This is a genomic window from Streptomyces coelicoflavus, assembly GCF_003112555.1.
In the GTDB taxonomy this organism is placed as follows: domain Bacteria; phylum Actinomycetota; class Actinomycetes; order Streptomycetales; family Streptomycetaceae; genus Streptomyces; species Streptomyces coelicoflavus.
Genome location: NZ_BEWB01000007.1, coordinates 294,036 through 313,278 on the forward strand (window position 1 = coordinate 294,036; position 19,243 = coordinate 313,278).

Annotated in this window: 18 protein-coding genes and 1 pseudogene; 13 read left to right on the plus strand and 6 right to left on the minus strand. The window is 72.5% G+C overall.

Annotated elements, in window-relative coordinates:
- The first annotated feature begins 118 nt into the window (after nt 1-118).
- From Sco07f_RS18990 to ykgO, 5 genes are all read left to right on the plus strand, one after another.
- On the plus strand, nt 119-1,072 hold the full coding sequence (locus Sco07f_RS18990) for a DUF1177 domain-containing protein (protein ID WP_054101104.1): 954 nt from the start codon (nt 119-121) through the stop codon (nt 1,070-1,072).
- A 2-nt stretch (nt 1,073-1,074) separates the two neighbouring features.
- Entirely contained in the window at nt 1,075-2,472 is a 1,398-nt protein-coding gene (locus Sco07f_RS18995) for a cytosine permease (protein ID WP_174855387.1), read from the plus strand.
- Entirely contained in the window at nt 2,469-3,800 is a 1,332-nt protein-coding gene (locus Sco07f_RS19000; RefSeq protein ID WP_108988534.1) for a M20/M25/M40 family metallo-hydrolase, read from the plus strand. Before Sco07f_RS18995 ends, Sco07f_RS19000 begins: the two co-directional genes overlap by 4 nt.
- A 104-nt stretch (nt 3,801-3,904) precedes the next feature.
- Complete coding sequence (gene rpmG, locus Sco07f_RS19005; protein ID WP_007389579.1) at nt 3,905-4,069, plus strand: 50S ribosomal protein L33; 165 nt, start codon at nt 3,905-3,907, stop codon at nt 4,067-4,069.
- 27 nt (nt 4,070-4,096) lie between these two features.
- The gene (gene ykgO / locus Sco07f_RS19010) at nt 4,097-4,219 is read left to right on the plus strand and encodes a type B 50S ribosomal protein L36 (protein ID WP_003978293.1); all 123 of its coding nucleotides are present in this window, start codon (nt 4,097-4,099) and stop codon (nt 4,217-4,219) included.
- A 79-nt stretch (nt 4,220-4,298) separates the two neighbouring features.
- On the opposite strand, the gene Sco07f_RS19015 is transcribed toward ykgO, so the two are convergent.
- Nucleotides 4,299-6,230 carry a DEDDh family exonuclease gene (locus Sco07f_RS19015; protein WP_108988535.1) on the minus strand — a complete coding sequence of 644 codons (1,932 nt, stop codon included), beginning with the start codon at nt 6,228-6,230 and terminating at the stop codon, nt 4,299-4,301.
- A gap of 152 nt (nt 6,231-6,382) precedes the next feature.
- Here Sco07f_RS19015 and Sco07f_RS19020 point away from each other — a divergent pair, with 152 nt between their 5' ends.
- Nucleotides 6,383-7,456: a polyprenyl synthetase family protein gene (locus Sco07f_RS19020; protein ID WP_054101101.1), complete on the plus strand. Its 1,074-nt coding sequence runs from the start codon at nt 6,383-6,385 to the stop codon at nt 7,454-7,456.
- 5 nt (nt 7,457-7,461) lie between these two features.
- On the opposite strand, the gene Sco07f_RS19025 is transcribed toward Sco07f_RS19020, so the two are convergent.
- Complete coding sequence (locus Sco07f_RS19025) at nt 7,462-7,899, minus strand: urease accessory protein UreD (RefSeq protein WP_244942072.1); 438 nt, start codon at nt 7,897-7,899, stop codon at nt 7,462-7,464.
- A 71-nt stretch (nt 7,900-7,970) separates the two neighbouring features.
- Nucleotides 7,971-8,045: pseudogene (locus Sco07f_RS41345) on the minus strand (urease subunit gamma); the annotation flags it as partial.
- Between the two features lie 224 nt (nt 8,046-8,269).
- On the opposite strand from Sco07f_RS41345, the gene Sco07f_RS19035 reads away from it, so the two are divergent.
- Nucleotides 8,270-9,703: a WGR domain-containing protein gene (locus tag Sco07f_RS19035; RefSeq protein WP_007389586.1), complete on the plus strand. Its 1,434-nt coding sequence runs from the start codon at nt 8,270-8,272 to the stop codon at nt 9,701-9,703.
- Between the two features lie 25 nt (nt 9,704-9,728).
- On the opposite strand, the gene Sco07f_RS19040 is transcribed toward Sco07f_RS19035, so the two are convergent.
- Nucleotides 9,729-10,829: a DUF475 domain-containing protein gene (locus tag Sco07f_RS19040; protein ID WP_108988536.1), complete on the minus strand. Its 1,101-nt coding sequence runs from the start codon at nt 10,827-10,829 to the stop codon at nt 9,729-9,731.
- Between the two features lie 193 nt (nt 10,830-11,022).
- Here Sco07f_RS19040 and Sco07f_RS19045 point away from each other — a divergent pair, with 193 nt between their 5' ends.
- From Sco07f_RS19045 to Sco07f_RS19065, 5 genes are all read left to right on the plus strand, one after another.
- On the plus strand, nt 11,023-11,478 hold the full coding sequence (locus tag Sco07f_RS19045; protein ID WP_087788337.1) for a Fur family transcriptional regulator: 456 nt from the start codon (nt 11,023-11,025) through the stop codon (nt 11,476-11,478).
- 23 nt (nt 11,479-11,501) lie between these two features.
- Nucleotides 11,502-13,724 (plus strand): catalase/peroxidase HPI, encoded by a 2,223-nt coding sequence (katG, locus tag Sco07f_RS19050; RefSeq protein ID WP_108988537.1) that lies wholly within the window; start codon nt 11,502-11,504, stop codon nt 13,722-13,724.
- 167 nt (nt 13,725-13,891) lie between these two features.
- A complete protein-coding gene (locus Sco07f_RS19055) occupies nt 13,892-14,893 on the plus strand; it encodes a phosphotransferase (RefSeq protein WP_108988538.1) in 1,002 nt (333 codons plus the stop codon).
- Nucleotides 14,894-14,950: 57 nt separating this feature from the next.
- Complete coding sequence (locus Sco07f_RS19060) at nt 14,951-15,217, plus strand: hypothetical protein (protein WP_007389590.1); 267 nt, start codon at nt 14,951-14,953, stop codon at nt 15,215-15,217.
- A gap of 104 nt (nt 15,218-15,321) precedes the next feature.
- Entirely contained in the window at nt 15,322-16,920 is a 1,599-nt protein-coding gene (locus Sco07f_RS19065) for a sulfite oxidase (RefSeq protein ID WP_108988539.1), read from the plus strand.
- Between the two features lie 15 nt (nt 16,921-16,935).
- Here Sco07f_RS19065 and Sco07f_RS19070 read toward each other — a convergent pair whose 3' ends face one another.
- Nucleotides 16,936-17,832 carry an RNA polymerase sigma-70 factor gene (locus Sco07f_RS19070; RefSeq protein WP_108988540.1) on the minus strand — a complete coding sequence of 299 codons (897 nt, stop codon included), beginning with the start codon at nt 17,830-17,832 and terminating at the stop codon, nt 16,936-16,938.
- Nucleotides 17,833-17,969: 137 nt separating this feature from the next.
- Entirely contained in the window at nt 17,970-18,443 is a 474-nt protein-coding gene (locus Sco07f_RS19075; protein WP_087788332.1) for a carboxymuconolactone decarboxylase family protein, read from the minus strand.
- A 393-nt stretch (nt 18,444-18,836) separates the two neighbouring features.
- Here Sco07f_RS19075 and Sco07f_RS40615 point away from each other — a divergent pair, with 393 nt between their 5' ends.
- Nucleotides 18,837-19,241: a hypothetical protein gene (locus Sco07f_RS40615; RefSeq protein WP_244942073.1), complete on the plus strand. Its 405-nt coding sequence runs from the start codon at nt 18,837-18,839 to the stop codon at nt 19,239-19,241.
- The last annotated feature ends 2 nt before the right edge of the window (nt 19,242-19,243 follow it).

Genomic DNA, 19,243 nt, shown 5'->3' on the forward strand with positions numbered 1-19,243 from the left:
CCTCACATCTCACCATGCAGACTCGTATTGCAGATAACGGGAAACAGTTGCGGACAACGCTAGTCGATCCCGAACCTGCTGTCAGCACCGCCCCCGGTGCGGATCAGGAGAACTGCCCATGTTGAAGTACGTCCTGGACCTCGTGGATCTGCTCGACGATCCCGACGTCGACGGCAAGCGCGTCGCCGCCCACCTCGACTCCGTGGCGGGCCCCGAGGGCTCCGGCGCCGAGGTCACCACCGTCACCGGCGAGCGCGGCTCGACGGACTTCGTGCTCGTGCGGATACCGGGCCGGGCCGGCCGTACCCAGGGCGGTTCCGCGCGCACGCTCGGCGTGGTGGGGCGGCTCGGCGGCGTCGGGGCGCGCCCGGAGGCGGTCGGCCTGGTCTCCGACGCGGACGGCGCGGTCGCGGCGCTCGCCACCGCCGCCAAGCTGCTCGACATGCGGCGCCGGGGCGACGTGCTCGACGGCGACGTGATCGTGGCCACCCACATCTGCCCGAACGCCCCGACCGCGCCGCACGACCCGGTGCCCTTCATGGACTCGCCCGTCGACATCGCGACCATGAACCGGCACGAGGTCACCGGCGAGATGGAGGCCGTGCTCTCCGTCGACACCACCAAGGGCAACCGGATCATCAACCACAAGGGCCTCGCCCTCTCGCCCACCGTCAAGGAGGGCTGGGTGCTCAAGGTGAGCGAGCGGCTCGGCGAACTGCTGGCCGTGGTGACCGGTGAGCCCTTGGTCACGTACCCCGTGACCACCCAGGACATCACCCCGTACGGTAACGGTGTACACCACATCAATTCGATCCTGCAGCCCGCCACGGCGACGGCCGCACCGGTGGTCGGCCTCGCGATCACCTCCGCGGCCGCGGTGCCCGGCTGCCAGACGGGCGCGAGCCACGAGACCGACATCGCGGCCGCCGCCCGGTTCGCCGTCGAGACCGCGAAGGCCTACGGCGGCGGACTGCTCGACTTCCACGACGACCAGGAGTTCGACGCGCTCGTGTCCCGCTACGGCTCTCTCACCCGGCTGCAGACCCTCGGCCGCGAACCCGGGGGGTCGTGATCATGACCATGGACAAGAACACCGCGGCGGAAGCGGCCACGGACGCCGCCACGGGAGCCGTGGGCAGCGACGACTACGCCCTCTCCCGCGTCCCGCGCGACAAGCGGCTCGGCTTCTGGACCATGCTGCTGCAGTGGCTCGCGCAGTCGGGCTCCATCTCGCAGTTCACCCTCGGCGCCACCATCGGCGTCGGCATGACCTTCGGCGACGCCTTCCTCGCGTTCACCCTCGGCGCGGTGATCCTGGAAGTCGTGATCTTCGCGATCGGCCTCGCCGGCATGCGCGAGGGTCTGGCCACCCCGCTGCTCACCCGCTGGGCGGGCTTCGGCCGCAACGGCTCCGCGCTGGTCAGCCTGGTCATCTCGGTCAGCCTCGTCGGCTGGTTCGGCGTACAGAACACCATCTTCGGCGACAGCGTCTCCGCGCTCGTCGGCGGTCCCTCCTGGCTGTGGTGCACGGCCGCCGGTGTCGCCATCACCGTGCTGGTCATCTTCGGCTTCCGGTACATGGCCGTCTTCGCGAAGATCGTCACCCCGCTGTTCTTCGCCATGGTCGCCTGGTCGGTCACCGACGCGCTCAGCGACCACTCCTTCTCCGAGCTGATCCACTCCCCGCCGCCCGGCGAGACCATCCCGCTCGCCGTCGCCGCGACCGCCATCGCGGGCGGCTTCATGACCGGCGCGATCGTCTCCCCGGAGATGACCCGTTACAACCGCAAGGGCAGCCACGTCTTCCTGCAGAGCGCCTCGTCGATGATCCTCTCCGAGTACATCGTCGGCCTGACCGGCGTCCTGCTCGGCCACATGGTCGGCAGCGGCCAGGTCTCCCAGATCGTGCTCTCCACCTCCGGCGTCTTCGGTGTGCTCGTCGTCCTGATGTCCACCGCGAAGATCAACGACTGGAACCTGTACGGCTCCTCGCTCGGCGTCGTCAACTTCTTCCAGGTCGTCTTCGGCAAGCGCGTGCACCGGGGCGCGGTCACCATCGTCCTCGGCATCGCGGGCACCCTGCTCTCCGCCGTCGGCATCATGACCCACTTCACCGACTTCCTGTCCGTGCTGGGCGTCGCCATCCCGCCGGTGGGCGGCATCATCGTCGCCGAGTACTGGGTGGTGCGCCGCATGCGGGCACCCCTGGACGCCACCCGCGACGCGGAGACCCTGCCGGCCACCTCGCCGACCTGGGTGCCGATGTCCCTGGTCATCTGGGCCGCCGCGTTCTGCGTCGGCAAGTTCTACGACGGCGGCATCCCCGCACTGAACTCCCTGCTGACCGCCTTCGTCCTGTACTGCGTCCTCGGCCTCGCCGGCTGGATCAGGACGTACGGCACCACGGCCCTGGACGACACCACCGAACCCACCCCGGCCGCCTCCGGCACGGCCACCGTAGGAGCACCGTGAGCACCACCCCAGTCCCCGCCCCCGTCCGGGCCTCCGAGGAGGCGCAGCAGGAAGTCGTCGACCTGTGCGCGGAGCTGATCCGCTTCGACACCTCCAACCCCACCAGCGACGAGCGGGCCTGCGCCGACTGGGTCGTGGCCCGCCTCGCCGAGGCCGGCATCGCCTCCGAGCTGGTGGAGAGTGCCCCGGGCCGCGCCAACGTCGTCGCCCGCATCCCCGGCACCGACACCTCCCGCGGCGCGCTGCTGGTCCACGGCCACCTGGACGTCGTACCGGCCGACGCGGCCGAGTGGCGGGTGCCGCCGTTCTCCGGGGAGATCCGCGACGGCTACCTGTGGGGCCGCGGCGCGATCGACATGAAGGACACGGTGGCCGTCATGCTGGCCACCGCCCGCCACTTCGCCCGCACCGGCACCCGGCCCGCCCGCGAGATCGTCCTCGCCTTCCTCGCCGACGAGGAGGCCGGCGGCAGGTTCGGCGCCCACTGGCTGGTCGAGCACCGGCCCGAGCTGTTCGCGGGCGTCACCGAGGCGATCGGCGAGGGCGGCGGCTTCAGCTACGCCCTCGACGACACCCGGCGCCTCTACCCGATCGAGAACGCCCAGCGCGGCATGGCCTGGATGGAACTGACGGCCGCCGGACGTGCCGGGCACGGCTCCTCCCCGAACGACGAGAACGCCGTCACCGACCTGGCCGAGTCCCTCACCCGCATCGGGCGCCACACCTTCCCCGTCCGGCTGATCGAGCCGGTGCGCGCGCTGCTCGCCGAGGCGGCCCGCCTCCAGGGGGTCGACCTCGACCTCGACGCCGAGGACCTGGACGCCGAACTGGCCAAGCTGGGACACGTGGCCGACTTCATGCAGGTCGTGCTGCGCAACTCGGCCAACCCCACCATGTTCACGGCCGGATACCAGACCAACGTCATCCCCGGCCGGGCCACCGCCCGCGTCGACGGCCGCTTCCTGCCGGGCCACGAGCAGGAGCTGATCGACACGATCGACGCCCTGCTCCTGCCCTCGGTGTCCCGGGAGTGGGTCAACCACGACATCGCCATGGAGACCTCCTTCGACGGCCCCCTCGTCGACGCCATGTGCGCCGCCGTGCGCGCCGAGGACCCCGACGGCCACCCGGTGCCGTACTGCAATCCGGGCGGCACCGACGCCAAGGCCTTCACCAAGCTCGACATCCGCTGCTTCGGCTTCAAGGGGCTCAAGCTGCCCCACGACCTCGACTACGGCCGTCTCTTCCACGGCGTCGACGAACGCGTGCCGCTGGAGGGCCTGCGCTTCGGGGTGCGGGTGATGACCCGGCTGTGGCAGGAGTGCTGACGGACCCGGCCGCGGGGAATGTCCCCGCGGCCGTCGGCGTTGTGCCGCGTGACTGACATGCGCGGGACAGAACCGCAGCCCGCGTCGCGGTCGGAAGGAGCACCATGGCACGCAGCACCGCACGCCCGGTCGTCAGGCTGAAGTCGTCCGCCGGGACCGGCGTCACCTACGTCACCCGCAAGAACCGCCTCAACGACCCCGACCGGCTCGTCCTGCGCAAGTACGACCCGGTGGCGGGGGAGCACGTGCCGTTCCGCGAGGAACGCTGAACGGCCCCGACGAGCGAGGAGGCAGTCGTGAAGGTCCGCAACTCTCTGCGCGCCCTCAAGGCCAGGCCCGGCGCCCAGGTGGTGCGCCGCCGGGGCGTGACCTACGTCATCAACAAGAAGGACCCGCGCTTCAAGGCCCGCCAGGGCTGAGCGGACGCGCGCTTCCCGGCCCGGCCCCGCGATCGGCGGGGCCGGGCCGCGGCGTGTACGGGTGGGGGCGCGGCCGGGATCAGTCGGTCACGTCGACGCCGTAGCTCCGGGCGAGGGCGTCGAGGCCGTGGTCGTAGCCCTGGCCGACCGCCCGCAGGCGCCAGCTCTCCCCGCGCCGGTAGATCTCCGCCAGGAGCATCGTGCGCTCGGTGGTGGCGGCGTCCAGCGTGGCCTGGGCGAGGGCGGCCGCGCTGGTGCCGGGGCCCGAGACGATGTGCAGCGCGCCCACGTTCCCGAAGGCCGGGGAGCCGTCGATCGCGGCGGCGACGACGACCTTGCGGGCCGAGGGCGGCAGCGTGGAGAGGTCCAGGCTGACGGTCTGCTCGGTCGGGCCGTCGCCCAGCAGCCGCACCGTGCCGCCCGGGTTCTCCGGGGCGCCGTAGAAGACGAAGTCCTCGTCGAAGGAGACCTGCTCGTCCTCGTCCAGCACGAACGCCACCACGTCGATCTCGCACTCCGTCTGCTGGGCCCAGGAGGCGGTGACGGTCCAGCGGTCCGCCGGTCCCCGCCCCTTCGGCAGGGGGAGGTCGACGACGCCGCCGCGCGGCAGCACATGGGCGGCCGCGCGCCCGCCGCCCGCCCCGGACGCCTCCGTGACCACCGGTGCGACCAGCCATGCGGCGTCGTGGACGGGCAGGAGCAGCGCGGTGATCCTGGCCAGCCGACGGTCCGCGTGACCGCCCTCGAGGACGACCACGTCGGTGACGCCGGCGGACAGGTTGATGGCCGCGGCCCCGCCGAGTTCGACGACACGGGTGCGGGCGGCGACCGCCTCGGGGTGGGGGCCGCCGAGCACGAGAACCCGCCGCCCGGAGAGCGGCCCGCGCGGCTTCGGGGCCCGCTTCGTTCCGGGATTCGGACCGGCGGCCTCGCCCGGCTCCGGTGCGCGTGGCGTCGGTACGGCGGGCAGCGCGGAGGAGGGCGCGGACTGCGGGACCTGCACGGCCTCCGGGGCCGATCCGGCTTCCGCGGCCGATCCGGCTTCCGGGGCGGGCACGGCCCGGGCGGGTCCGGGCAGCGCCGTGCCCTCGTGCGAGGTGCCGGGGCGGACGTCGCCCAGCAGCCGCAGGAAGGCCGCCTCGTCGATCACCGGGACGCCCTCGGCCCGTGCCCGGCGGGCCTTGGCCGAGTCCGCGGCGGCGTCGTTGGTGACCAGGACACTGGTGTGCCTGCTGACCGAGCCCATCATGTTGAGCCCCGCCGCGACGCCCCGCAGCACCAGGTCGGAGCGGGCGGTCCGGGTCTCCCCGGTGACGGCGACCTTCATGCCCTGCACCAGCGGCCCGCCCGGAGTGAGCCGGCCCGGGTTGCGGAAGGCGCACGGCGTCTTCGGCGGCTTCGGCGCGAACTGCGGGTCCTGCCGCGGCGGGCAGGCGACCAGCGGCAGCGGCAGGTCGAGGCGCGCCGCCTGACGCAGCGAGGCGCGCAGCACCCCCGCCAGTACCCGCGTGTCGTCCAGCGCGTCGTGCGCCTTGAGCTGGGGCACGCCGTAGTGCGCGGCGAGCGTGCCGAGCCTCAGGTCGTCGGTCGGCGGGTCGACGCGCCGGTTCAGGGCCAGGGTGCACAGCCGCCTGGCCACGGGCAGCCGCAGCCGGGCCCGCGCGAACTCGTGGGCGAGGAAGTCGTAGTCGAACTGGGCGTTGTGGGCGACCAGCACCCGGCCCTCCAGCAGCGCGCCGATCCGCTCGGCCACCTGGTCGAAGGCCGGTGCTCCGCGCAGCCGCTCGGCCGTCAGGCCGTGCACATGCACCGGCCCCGGATCGCAGCCGGGATCCAGCAGGGTCGAGAACTCCCCGGTCTGCGCACCGTCCGGACCCAGGGTCACCACGGCCACGGACAGGACCCGGTCGCGGCGCGGTACGAGACCGGAGGTCTCCACGTCGACCAGCGCCCATTCGAAGGCGTAGTCGCGGAGGTCGGACAGATCGGGGGCGGCAGGCGCGAGAGACATGGAGGAAGGATGGAGGTGTATCCACATCTCCTTCAACTCGAACGACCATTGATCCCGTTTTGCGGTGCCCTCGACCCGTGTCGCTCGACGCTCCGGACCTCCTGACACACTGCTGGGCGCGCCACCCGTCCAGAAACCAGGAGGACTTCGCCATGACCGAGCAGCCGCCGGACCGCGTCGCCCGGACCGAGCGCCGGTTCAACACGCTCTTCGCGGAGTACTTCGACACGCTGGGCGCGACCCTGGACGCCCCGTCCTTCAGCCGCTTCACCCCGGAGTGCGTCGGGCTGCTGCGCGACCTGTCGCTGCGCGGCGGCAAACGGATGCGGGTCGTGCTGCTGCACGAGGCCGCGCGCCTGGTGACCGCCGAGCCGGTCGACGGGCTGGACGCGGCGGCGCTGAGCGTCGAACTCCTCCAGACCCACGGCCTGGTGCACGACGACCTCATCGACGACAGCGCCACCCGCCGGGGCGGCCCCACCACGTACTACGCCTACCGGGAGAAGTTCCCCGGGCACCCGCGGGCCGCGCTCGCCCTCACCGTGCTCGCCGGCGACCTCGCACTGGCCCTCTCCCTGCGCGTGCTCCTGGAAGCCGGGCTGCCCCTCGACGTGCGCCAGGCCATGGTCGAGGTGCAGACCCGGGCCGCGGCCGACACGTTCGTGGGCCAGATCGTCGACCTGGAACGCGACTTCACCACCGCCGCCCCGGACGACGACGTCCTCCATGCCGTCGCCGACCACAAGTCCGCCCGTTACTCCGTCCTGGCCCCCCTGCGCCTCGGACTCCTGGCCGCGGGCGGGCAACCGGAGGCGTACGACGATGAGTTGAGCGGCTACGCCCGCCTGCTGGGCATCTGCGGACAGATGCGCGACGACTATCTGGACCTGTTCGGTGACGCGGAGACGATGGGCAAGCCGACCGGCACCGACATCCGCGAGGGCCGGCGCACGTACACCGTGGCCCGGCTGCTCTCCGCCGTGAGCGGCGCGGAGCGGGACTTCGTGAACCAGGCCCTGGGCGACCCCGCCTGCACCGCCGAGACCGTCGCCGAGATCCGCGCGATCGGCGAGCGCGCCGGCGTCGCCGACCGCATGCGCGCCGACATGCGGCAGTACGCCGAGCGGGCCCGCCTGGTGGCGGCGGGCTGGCGTCCGCGGTGGCGCGAGGACGCCGTCGCCTTCTTCGAGCGGCTGCCGCGATGGAGCGTCGAGCGGACCGGGTGATCCGCTCACACCCCGGCCGGCCGGAGGGCGGCGGGCTCGTGCGTGCCGGTCAGCAGACGGGCCGCGGCGTCGTCGAGCCGGTGCCGCAGGGTGGCCGTGTCGGGGGCGAGGGCGCTGAGCAGCCTCGCCCCGCCGCCCAGCTCCATGAGGGCGGTGTCGGGGGCGCGGAACGCGTCGGCCGCGCCGTCGCCGGCCGCCGCGGCGGGATCCACGACCAGCAGCGTGCCGGCCGCCGGGCGCCCGGCGGTGACGGCCGGACCGTCCCATCCGGGCGCCGTCGGCCCCGTGGCGAGTTCCTGGTCGTAGAGCGGGCCCTGCCCGGTCTCGACACGTACCCGCTGGCGGTATCCGCCGCAGGGCTCGCCGTACCGGCCGAACAGCACCTCCTCCCGTAGGACGAGCCGGGCACCCGGCTCCAGCACGACCCGGGTGTCCGCCGCCATCGTGGACGCCCGAGGAAGGAGGAGATGATCGCCGTGGCCTCCGGAAGATTGAGCCTGAGGCCGCGGTCCCGGCGTTCCTGGGCGAGTCTGGCCGCCGTGTAGATCATCAGCCGCTCCCGCTCCCGCTCCTGAAGACTGAGCAGCATGACGGTCTCCGCTCCGTCCGTGCCGGCCGGCACGGACCGGCTGTTGCCTGTACCGGGAGCCGGCCTGACACGGGGTCGGGCGGAGGGCGGGGTGATGTTGCGCCAGTAGAGGACCCCACGACGTCCGGGCCGCCCACCACGGCCGATTGTCAGTGGGGCCTTCTACGGTTCTGTCAGTGGAACCCGCGGAACACGCCGCGGGACCGACCGGGGAGAGGTCTGCCATGTCGAGGACGTACCTGGAGCTGTCGCAGGACGACGGGAGCGCGCACAAGTTCTACGAAGTCACCGTCCAGGGACAGGTCGTGTCGGTGCGCTACGGCCGGATCGGCGCCGCCGGGCAGACCCAGACGTCCACCTTCCCCACCGTCCAGAAGGCCGAGGCCGCGGCGGCCAAGAAGATAGGCGAGAAGATCCGCAAGGGCTACGAGCCCGCCGTGCAGGGACAGCGCGCGCCCCGCGCCGTCACCCGCCGGCAGGTGGCCTCCGCACCCTCCACGGCCCGCGCGGTCGCCCCGGTCCTGTGGCGGTTCCGCACCGGCTCCGCCGCGTTCGGCATCCACATCGACGAGGACAAGTGCTGGGTGGGCAACCAGGCGGGCGATGTCTACACCCTCGCCCACGGCGGCGAGGTCCTCGCCCGCTACCAGCTGCCGGACGGCGTCAAGTGCCTGGTCGCAGACGACTTCTGGATCTACGCGGGCTGCGACGACGGCCGGGTCTACGACCTGTCGTCCAAACTGCCCTTCGCCGCCTACGACATCGCCGCCGACGTGGACATCTTCTGGCTCGACATCCACGAAGGCGTGCTCAACGTCGCGGACCGCGCCGGGCGGCTCACCGTCATCGACCACGAGGACGAGCACCAGTGGTCGCGCGGCGGGCGTGGCGAGCACGCCTGGATGGTGCGCGCCGACGACCGCGCCGTCTACCACGGCCACACCCGCGGCGTGACGGCCCACGCCCCCGACGGCGGCACCGAGCTGTGGCACACGCCCACCCAGGGGGCCGTGCTCTTCGGCTGGCAGGAGGACGACGCGGTGTACGCGGGCACCGCGCGCCACACCGTTCAGCGGCTGTCCAAGGCCACCGGAGCCGTCGAGGCGACGTACCACTGCGACAGCCCGGTCTACTCGTGCGCCACCTCGCCCGGCGGCCGGTACGTCTTCGCAGGGGACTCCGCGTCCTCGGTGTACTGCTTCGACCGGGACGGCACCCGCCTGTGGAAGCTCGGCTCGGGCGGCGGCTCCGCACTGTCCATGCAGTACCGCGACGAGCGGCTCTTCCTCGTCACCACGGACGGCTCCCTGGTGTGCGTCGACGCGAGCGAGACGGCGGTCGCCGCCGCGCAGCAGGGCTCGGTGCCCGTCGCCCGCGACATCAAGCTCGCGGCCACCCTTCCGACGTACGCGCCGGCCACCGCGGCCGCCGCCGTCGCGACCGTGACCGCGGCGCCCGCGGGCTCGGTGGTGGTCGAGTGCGTCCAGGAGAACGGCCGCACCCGGATCCACGTGGTGTCGGAAGGGTACGACCACGGGTGGAACGTCCAGTTCCCGAGGGCGATCAGGGAACCCGGCGCGCGGTACGTGGTCGACGCGCTGCACGCCGCCTCGGGCGGCTTCTACCGGGTGCGCGGGGACATCAGGCGCCTCCAGTGACGTGCGGTGACGGGGGAGAGCGGCGTCAGGCGGCGGTCCGCAGGGCGCGGTTGCGGCGCACGGACGACCAGAACGACGCACCGATCAGGACTACGCCGACGAGGCCGGTGACGACCTCGTTGATCTGGTACTGGATGGTGACCAGCAGGATCAGCGACAGTGCGCCGATGGCGTAGTGGGCGCCGTGCTCCAGGTAGACGTAGTCGTCGAGGGTGCCCTGGCGGACGAGGTAGACCGTCAGGGACCGGACGTACATGGCGCCGATGCCGAGGCCGAGGGCCATCAGGACGATGTCGTTGGTGATGGCGAAGGCGCCGATGACGCCGTCGAAGGAGAACGACGCGTCCAGGACCTCCAGGTAGAGGAACATGAAGAACGCGGCCTTGCCCGCCAGCTTGACCGGCGCGTCGCGCCGCCCCGCGCGCCGCGCCTCCTCCTCCGCCTCCTGCTCCCGCTCCTCCTCGTCCTCCAGTTTCTGCTCGAAGAATCCGGAGAGGCCACCGACGACCATGTAGGTGATCAGGCCGGCGACGCCCGCGAGCAGGACGGTCTCCGCCTTGTCGGCGTGCGTGCCCCCGTGCTGGTGGGCGTGGGCGCCGAAGGTGACGGCGGAGACCAGCAGCACGATCAGGGCGATGCAGACCGACAGCATGTCGACGCGGCCCAGCCTGGCCAGCGGGCGCTCCAGCCACCCCAGCCACTTGATCTCCCGGTCCTCGAAGACGAAGTCGAGGAAGATCATCAGAAGGAACATGCCACCGAAGGCGGCGATCGACGGATGCGCGTCCGTCACCAGCTCCTGGTAGCGGTCCTTGTCGGTGAGCGCCAGGTGCACCGCGCTCCAGGGGCTCAGCCGGGCACTGACCGCCACGATCACGACCGGGAAGACCAGCCGCATCCCGAACACCGCGATCACGATCCCGACGGTGAGGAAGATCTTCTGCCAGAAGGCGTTCATCTTCTTCAGGATCCCGGCGTTGATCACCGCGTTGTCGAACGACAGCGAGATCTCCAGGACGGAGAGGATCGCCACGATGCCCAGCGCGGTCCAGCCGTCGTAGAGCACGCCCGCGGCCAGGCCGAGGGCGGTGACGGCGAAGGCCCAGCGGAACGTCTTCCAAAGCACCGGCAACTCCTTCCTGTCGTCGCACCGTACGGGGCGGCATCCCATGCCGGTGCCCGCCACGCACGTTGTCTACCACGTTCGTCCCGCGGCGCCCGGACAGGCGTTCCGGACGACGCCCGGGAGCGGCGATCTTCCAGAGTGGAGTCGCTCGTTTCCTTGAGTCGTTCGTGTTCCAGAGAGTAGGTTCGCCCCCATGACGGCATCCCGGCACTCCCGGAATCCGGCCACCGCCGACGAGCTGCGCCGGGCGGGACTGCGGGTGACCGCCGCCCGCGTCGCGCTGCTCGAGACCGTCCGGGAGGGCGACCACCTCGACGCCGACGCCCTCACCTCGGGGGTGCGCCGACGGGTCGGGCACGTCTCCCTCCAGGCCGTGTACGACGCCCTGCACGCCCTCACCGCGGCACGGCTCGTGCGCCGTATCGAACCGCCCGGAAGCCCGGCGCGGTTCGAGGGACGGGTCGGTGACAACCACCACCACGTCCTGTGCCGGTCCTGCGGCGCCCTCGCCGACGTCGACTGCGCCGTCGGCGACGCGCCGTGTCTGACCGCCTCCGGCGACCACGGCTTCGTGATAGACGAGGCCGAGGTCATCTACCGGGGCCTGTGCCCCGGTTGCTCCACCCCCGGCAGTTCCCCCGCACCGTGATCCGCCCGTTCGGAAGGATTCCCATGTCCGAGAACCACGACGCCATCGTGACCGACGCCAAAACCGAGGAGACGGGCGGCTGCCCGGTGGCCCACGGACGCGCCCCGCACCCCACGCAGGGCGGCGGGAACCGCCAGTGGTGGCCGGAGCGGCTCAACCTGAGGATCCTCGCCAAGAACCCGGCCGTCGCCAACCCGCTGGGTGAGGAGTTCGACTACGCCGCGGCCTTCGAGGCCCTCGACCTGCCCGCCGTGAAACGGGACATCGCCGAGGTGCTGACCACCTCGCAGGACTGGTGGCCCGCCGACTTCGGCAACTACGGCCCGCTGATGATCCGGATGGCCTGGCACAGCGCGGGCACCTATCGCATCAGCGACGGCCGCGGCGGCGCGGGCGCCGGCCAGCAGCGATTCGCCCCGCTCAACAGCTGGCCCGACAACGGCAACCTCGACAAGGCCCGCCGCCTGCTGTGGCCGGTCAAGAAGAAGTACGGCAAGAACCTCTCCTGGGCCGACCTGCTGGTCCTCACCGGCAACGTCGCGCTGGAGACGATGGGCTTCGAGACCTTCGGCTTCGCCGGCGGCCGCGCCGACGTCTGGGAGGCCGAGGAGGACGTCTACTGGGGCCCCGAGACCACCTGGCTCGACGACCGGCGCTACACCGGCGACCGCGAGCTGGAGAACCCGCTCGGCGCCGTCCAGATGGGCCTGATCTACGTCAACCCGGAAGGCCCCAACGGCAACCCGGACCCCATCGCCGCCGCCCGCGACATCCGTGAGACCTTCCGCCGCATGGCGATGAACGACGAGGAGACCGTCGCGCTCATCGCCGGCGGCCACACCTTCGGCAAGACCCACGGCGCCGGCCCGGCCGACGCCGTCGGCGACGACCCCGAGGCCGCCGCCATGGAGCAGATGGGCCTCGGCTGGAAGAGCACGCACGGCACGGGCAAGGGCGGCGACGCCATCACCTCCGGCCTGGAGGTCACCTGGACCAGCACGCCCACCCAGTGGGGCAACGGCTTCTTCAAGAACCTCTTCGAGTTCGAGTACGAGCTGGAGCAGAGCCCGGCCGGCGCCAACCAGTGGGTGGCCAAGGACGCCCCGGAGATCATCCCCGACGCGCACGACCCGTCCAGGAAGCACCGCCCGAGGATGCTCACCACGGACCTGTCGCTGCGCCTCGACCCGATCTACGGGCCGATCTCCCGCCGGTTCTACGAGAACCCGGAGGAGTTCGCGGACGTCTTCGCCCGCGCCTGGTTCAAGCTGACCCACCGTGACATGGGCCCCAAGTCCCTGTACCTCGGCCCCGAGGTGCCCGAGGAGACCCTCATCTGGCAGGACCCGCTGCCCGAGCCCGAGGGCGAGGCCGTCGACGCCGAGGACGTCGCGACCCTCAAGACCAAGCTCCTGGAGTCCGGCCTCTCCGTGGCGCAGTTGGTGTCCACCGCCTGGGCCTCGGCGTCCACCTTCCGCGGCAGCGACAAGCGCGGCGGTGCCGACGGTGCCCGTATCCGCCTCGAGCCGCAGCGGGGCTGGGAGGTCAACGAACCCGACGAGCTGGCGCAGGTCCTGCGCGTCCTGGAAGGCGTCCGACGGGAGTTCAACTCCGGCGCGGGGGCCAAGCGCGTCTCCCTGGCCGACCTGATCGTCCTCGGCGGCTCCGCCGCCGTCGAGAAGGCCGCCAAGGAGGCCGGATTCGAGGTGGAGGTCCCCTTCGCCGCGGGCCGCGTGGACGCGACGGAGGAGCACACCGACGCCGAGTCCTTCGAGGCGCTCGAGCCGACCGCCGACGGGTTCCGCAACTACCTCGGCAAGGGCAACCGGCTGCCGGCCGAGTTCCTCCTCCTGGACCGGGCCAACCTGCTCACCCTGAGCGCGCCCGAGATGACCGTCCTGGTCGGTGGCCTGCGCGTGCTGGGCGCGAACCACCAGCAGTCCCAGCTCGGTGCCTTCACCCGGACGCCCGGCTCGCTGACCAACGACTTCTTCGTCAACCTGCTCGACCTCGGCACCACGTGGAAGGCGACGTCCGAGGACCAGACGACGTTCGAGGGCCGCGACGCCGCCACGGGCGAGGTCAGGTGGGCCGGCAGCCGTGCCGACCTGGTCTTCGGGTCGAACGCCGAACTGCGGGCGCTCGCCGAGGTCTACGCGAGCGACGACGCCAAGGAGAAGTTCGTGCACGACTTCGTCGCCGCCTGGGTCAAGGTCATGAACCTCGACCGCTTCGACCTGGCCTGATCCGCCTCGTCCGCCCCACGGCCGCAGGGCCGGCCGGAACCGGCACCATCCGGTACCGGCCGGCTCCATCCGGTACCGGCCGGCACCAGCCGGTACGGCCGGCCCGGGCGGCCTTCGCGGGCCGAAATCCGGTGGCCCCGCACGGCGCACGATGGTGGGATGGCCCGATGCTCAGTGATGCGCCGGTGGCCGTGGACCGGGGGCGGTACCAGGACACCGTCACCCCCTGGGAGGAACCGGCCTGGCGCGCCGAGGCACTCGACTGGGTGCGGGCCGGGCTCACCGCCCACGGCATGCGGCCGACGGGACGGTGGCGGGTACGGCTGCGGCCCTGGTCCGTCGTGCTGCGGCTGTGCGTGGCCGGACAGGACGCGGTCTGGTTCAAGGCGAACCCGCCGGCCAGTGCCTTCGAGGGCGCGCTGACCGAGGCACTGGCCCGCTGGGTCCCCGGGCACGTCCTGCGGCCGTTGGCGGTGGACACCGAGCGGGGCTGGTCGCTGCTGCCCGACGGGGGACCGCTCTTCCGGGACGTCCTCGCACGGGAGACGGTCGCCGCCGGCGCCTGGGAAGAACTCGTGCGCCAGTACGCGGCCGTGCAGCACGCCCTGACCCCGCGCGCGAACGCGATCGCACGCCTGGGCGTACCCGCCGTGCCCACGGGCGCGCTGCCCGGCGTCCTCGACCGGTTCGACGCCACCACGCTGCCGCCGCGTGAACGGAACGCGCTGCGGGAATTGCGCCCCCGCCTGCTCGACTGGTGCGCGGAACTCGCCGCCCTGGACGTGCCCGACTCCCTCGACCACGCGGACCTGCACGACGGTCAGCTGTTCCGCCCCGAGCCCGGCAGGTTCACCTTCTTCGACTGGGGCGACGCCGTCGTGGCCCACCCCTTCGCCGGCTTCGCCGTCCCCGCCCGCCGGGCCGTCGAGCACCACGGACCGCGGGTGCTGCCGCGCCTGCGGGACGCCTACCTCGAGCCCTGGACGGGCGCCGGGCGTTCGACCGCCCAGCTGCGGCGTGCGGTGAGCCTCGCCTGGCGGCTCGGCGCCCTGAACCGGGCCGCCGCCTACGGCAGGCTCTTTCCCACCGCGTCCGGTGCCGCCGGCGCCGCCACGGCCGCGGCGGGCGCACGCTGCCTCCTCGAACTGCTGGACGAACCCCCGGTCTGACGGCGGCCCGCTTCTTCGCGCGGGCCGTTGTCAGTGGCGGGTGCGAGGCTTCACCTCATGGATGAGGTGGAGTTCATGCGCGGCAGGGTCTACGGCGCCGACCACGACAACCCCGGACCGCGCGCCGGACGCGTCTACGCGCATCTGGTGGGCGGCCCCCTGGACGGCCTGCTGCTGGACGTCACGGACCTCACGGAACAGGAGCGCGGCCGCGGAGTGGCACTGGCGACGGAGATAGGCCGTTACGGCCCGGGCGGCCGTGCCTCCTACACCCCGAGGCCGGGCGACGCGCACCGCTTCGACTGGAGGGGCGACGTGCCCTGACTCCGCACCGCGCCCGTCCCGGCGCCCGCCCGTGCGCGGACCGGGTACGGCGCCGCGTCGTCGCGGTCACCAATCCGCGTGCCGCGCGGCCCCGGATTACCGACGTGAGTGACGAAGACAAGACCCCACGGAACGCGTCGGCCGGAACCTGGAGCCGCCTGGGGCTGGGGGCGCTGAGCGGTCTCCTGGCCGGTGGCGCCGCGCTCGCCGTCGCCGAGTTGACGGCTGCGGCCCTGCGCCCGCAGGCGAGCCCGGTCGTCGCGGTGGGCGGAGCCGCGATCGACCGTACGCCGATCGCCGTCAAGGACTGGGCGATTCGCACGTTCGGCACCAACGACAAGCTGGTGCTCCAGCTCGGCATTCTCGCCGTGCTGACCCTGTTCGCCCTGGCCCTCGGTGCGTTCGCGGTACGCCGTCGGCGCACCGGCGCCGCGGGAGTCCTCGTCTTCGGAGTCGTCGGCGCCGCGGCGGCCCTCGGCAGGCCCGACTCCGCCGGCGTCTCGGACGCCTTCCCCTCCGTCCTGGGGGCGATCGCCGGCGCGGTGCTCCTGTACTTCCTCGTGGGGCTCCTTCCGGCCCCGCACCGCCAGGCACCGGCGGAGCGGGGCGAGGGGTGGGACCGGCGCCGCTTCGTGATCGCGGCCGGCGCCGCGGCCGCGGCCTCGGCGGGGGCGGGCGTCCTGGGCCGGGCCCTGAGTGGTGCGGGCGGCCGGGAGGCGGTCGCCTCCCGCGAGAACGTCACCCTGCCGCAGCCTGGCTCACCGGCCCCGGCGGTGCCCCGCCGAGCACAGGTCAGGGTGGCGGGCGTCAGCCCCTTCGTCACGCCCAACAGCGACTTCTACCGGGTCGACACCGCCCTGGTGGTCCCCAAGGTGGACGCCACGGCCTGGCGGCTGCGCGTCCACGGCGACGGGGTCGCCCGGGAGAGGACACTGACCTTCGACGACCTCCTGCGGCGGGAGCTGATCGAGCGGGACATCACCCTCACCTGTGTGTCGAACGAGGTGGGCGGCCCGTACGTCGGCAACGCCCGCTGGATCGGCGTCCGCCTCGCCGACCTGCTGGAGGAGTGCGGTGTCCGGCCGCCGTCCGGGGGCGGCCCGGCGGACCAGCTCGTGGCCCGCTCCGTGGACGGCATGACCATCGGCAGTCCCGTCGAGGACGTCATGGACGGCCGCGACGCCATGCTCGCCGTCGGCATGAACGGCGAGCCCCTGCCCTTCGACCACGGATTCCCCGTCCGCATGCTCGTGCCCGGACTCTACGGCTACGTCTCGGCCTGCAAATGGATCGAGGACATCGAGCTGACCACCTTCGACGCCTACGACTCGTACTGGGTCAAGCGCGACTGGGCCCGCGAGGCACCGATCAAGACCCAGTCCCGGATCGACACCCCGAAGCCGTTCGCCCGGCCGAAGGCGGGCACGGTGATGGTCGCCGGGGTCGCCTGGGCCCAGCACCGCGGCATCGACAGGGTCGAGATCCGCGTCGACGACGGCCCCTGGCAGGAGGCCACCCTGGCCGCCGAGGACTCGCGCGACACCTGGCGGCAGTGGTCGTACGCCTGGCGGGCCACCAGGGGCGGCCACAACCTCACCGTGCGGGCGACCGACCGCACCGGCGAGGTGCAGACCGAGAAGCGCACCCGCACCGTGCCCGACGGCGCGAGTGGATGGCACTCGGTCGTGGTGACGGTGGACTGACGGCCGGACCGCCGCTCAGCGGGCCGACGAGTCCGCGTAGGCGGACAGCTTGGCCGGGCTCATCACCCACATGATCCGGTCGATGCCCTCCGGCGAGACGTCCACGGACAGCAGGGCCACCGCGTCCTCGCCGACCTGGACGAGGGCCGCGGGACGGCCGTTGGCCTCGACCGGGCGGACCCGCGAACCCGGCCAGAATCGGGGCGCGAAGGCCACCAGGTACCTGGCGACGCGCGACCGGCCGACGACCGGAATCCTGGACGCGCCCCGCATTCCGCCACCGTCGGTGTAGCTCACCACGTCCGCGGCGAGGACGTCCTCGAGCGCCCGGAGATCACCGGTGCGCGCCGCGGTGAGGAACACGTCCAGCAGACGCCGGTGTTCGGACGCGCCGACCCGCTCGCCGCGCTCGGCGGCCAGGTGCTTGCGGGCCCGGCTCACCAGCTGGCGGGTGTTGGCGGGACTCGTCTCCAGCATCTCGGCGATCTGTCCGTAGGGGTAGTCGAACGCCTCCCGCAGTACGTACGCGGCCCGCTCCACCGGGTTGAGCCTCTCCAGGAGGTGGAGCACCGCCAGCTCGACCGCCTCCGCCCGCTCGGCTCCCATCTGCGGGTCCGCGCTCGTGTCGACCGGTTCGGGAAGCCAGGGCCCGACGTACGTCTCCCGCCGCACCCGGGCGGACCGGGCCGTGTTGATCGAGAGCCGGGTCGTCATGGTGGTCAGGAAGGCCGCCGGCTCCACCACCCCGGCGCGGTCGGCCTGCTGCCACCGCAGCCATGTCTCCTGGAGGACGTCCTCGGCCTCCACCGTGCTGCCGAGCACGCGGTAGGCGATGCCGAAGAGCCGCGGACGCGCCTCGACGAAGTCCTCGGTCGCCTTCTCGAGGGCGTCGACGTCGTCCCCGGCGTGCATGGACGTTCCTTCCGGCCTGGAGGCCTCCCACACTACAACCGGCACGAAGGCCGTCCTGTTCTCCCGAGCGAACCCCGGGGCGTCTCGTACACGGACCGGGTGCGGGCCCGGCCGGACGGGCCGGCCGGGCGGTGCGGTCAGCCGAACTGCCCGGGGCGGTAGCCGCCGGCGGGCTGCTGGTTGATCACGTTGATGCGGTTGTACGCGTTGATGATCGCGACGAGGGAGAGCAGCGCGACGAGCTGGTCCTCGTCGTAGTACTTGGCGGCGCCGGCCCAGGCCTCGTCCGTGACGCCGCCCGCCGCGTCAGCGATACGGGTGCCCTGCTCCGACAGCTCCAGCGCGGCACGCTCGGCCTCGGTGAACACCGTGGCCTCCCGCCACGTGGCGACCAGATTGAGCCGGTGCTGGGTCTCACCGGCGGCGGTGGCGTCCTTGGTGTGCATGTCCGTGCAGAAGCCGCAGCCGTTGATCTGGCTGGCGCGGATCTTCACGAGCTCCTGGGTCGCCGTGGGCACGCCGGACTCGGAGGCGGCCCTGGCCGCCGAGTTGATGTGCTTCAGGATCTTGCCCGCGAAGGGGTTGCCGAAGAAGTCGAGACGCGGTTCCATCAGGTTCTCCCGGTCGTTCGAGTGGTCGTTACGCCCTACTGACAGCGCAGCCCGGGGATGTGTGACAGGAGCCTCCTCCCTCCCCGCCCCGCGCCCCCGCGCGCCGCGAGAGAATGCGCGTATGACCCCTCCCCGTTCGCTCGCCACCGCCGAGGAGATACACGCCCACCTCGTCGACCAGTTGAACCAGGCGCTCCGCAAGACCGGCATGTTCGGGGGCGAGTTGGCCCTCCGGATCCTGCTGGAGCACCTGCTGTTCGTCGAAGGCCGGCCGGAGGAGTTCACTCGGCAGCGGCAGGACTGGGAGGACCGTGGTCTCTGGTCCGCCACCGGTGTCACCGGGGCCTTCCGCGAGGTGATACCGGGCGGAACTACGAGTGCGGCACGGCCTCGGTGTACGCGGAGTTCGCGCAGCGAAGCGGCTGGCTCGAGCCGGACCGGGTCCTCGGACAGGAGGAGTACGCGTCCCTCACGGCCCGGGTCCGGCAGTGGGCCCGGGAGGACCGCACGTGGGCGGACGTGACGGCGGAGTTCGGTGCTCCCTCGGTGCTCTTCGGGAGCCCCAACCCGCGGTACGGCAAGACGCTCGGGTACCTCGGCGGGGATCCGGAGCGGCCGATGGTGCTGTTCCACCTGTGGAACGGCAGCGACTCCGAGCCGGGCGGGTGGCCGCCCGACCACGAGCAACCGCTGCTCCTCGCGGTGCGCTTCGGCGAGGGCCCGTTGCACGGCTCCCTCACCTTCACACCCGAGGGCGAGCGCAGGAAACCACCGGCCGAGCAGTGCCTGCCGTACTAGCC

Excerpts from the sequence above, each read along its gene's own strand:
- Sco07f_RS18990 (WP_054101104.1), top strand. The coding sequence starts at position 119 with ATGTTGAAGTACGTCCTGGACCTCGTGGATCTGCTCGACGATCCCGAC.
- Sco07f_RS18995 (WP_174855387.1), top strand. The coding sequence starts at position 1,075 with ATGACCATGGACAAGAACACCGCGGCGGAAGCGGCCACGGACGCCGCC.
- rpmG (WP_007389579.1), top strand. The coding sequence starts at position 3,905 with ATGGCACGCAGCACCGCACGCCCGGTCGTCAGGCTGAAGTCGTCCGCC.
- Sco07f_RS19015 (WP_108988535.1), bottom strand. The coding sequence starts at position 6,230 with ATGTCTCTCGCGCCTGCCGCCCCCGATCTGTCCGACCTCCGCGACTAC.
- Sco07f_RS19020 (WP_054101101.1), top strand. The coding sequence starts at position 6,383 with ATGACCGAGCAGCCGCCGGACCGCGTCGCCCGGACCGAGCGCCGGTTC.
- Sco07f_RS19025 (WP_244942072.1), bottom strand. The coding sequence starts at position 7,899 with ATGGCGGCGGACACCCGGGTCGTGCTGGAGCCGGGTGCCCGGCTCGTC.
- Sco07f_RS19035 (WP_007389586.1), top strand. The coding sequence starts at position 8,270 with ATGTCGAGGACGTACCTGGAGCTGTCGCAGGACGACGGGAGCGCGCAC.
- Sco07f_RS19045 (WP_087788337.1), top strand. The coding sequence starts at position 11,023 with ATGACGGCATCCCGGCACTCCCGGAATCCGGCCACCGCCGACGAGCTG.
- katG (WP_108988537.1), top strand. The coding sequence starts at position 11,502 with ATGTCCGAGAACCACGACGCCATCGTGACCGACGCCAAAACCGAGGAG.
- Sco07f_RS19055 (WP_108988538.1), top strand. The coding sequence starts at position 13,892 with ATGCTCAGTGATGCGCCGGTGGCCGTGGACCGGGGGCGGTACCAGGAC.
- Sco07f_RS19060 (WP_007389590.1), top strand. The coding sequence starts at position 14,951 with ATGGATGAGGTGGAGTTCATGCGCGGCAGGGTCTACGGCGCCGACCAC.
- Sco07f_RS19070 (WP_108988540.1), bottom strand. The coding sequence starts at position 17,832 with ATGCACGCCGGGGACGACGTCGACGCCCTCGAGAAGGCGACCGAGGAC.
- Sco07f_RS19075 (WP_087788332.1), bottom strand. The coding sequence starts at position 18,443 with ATGGAACCGCGTCTCGACTTCTTCGGCAACCCCTTCGCGGGCAAGATC.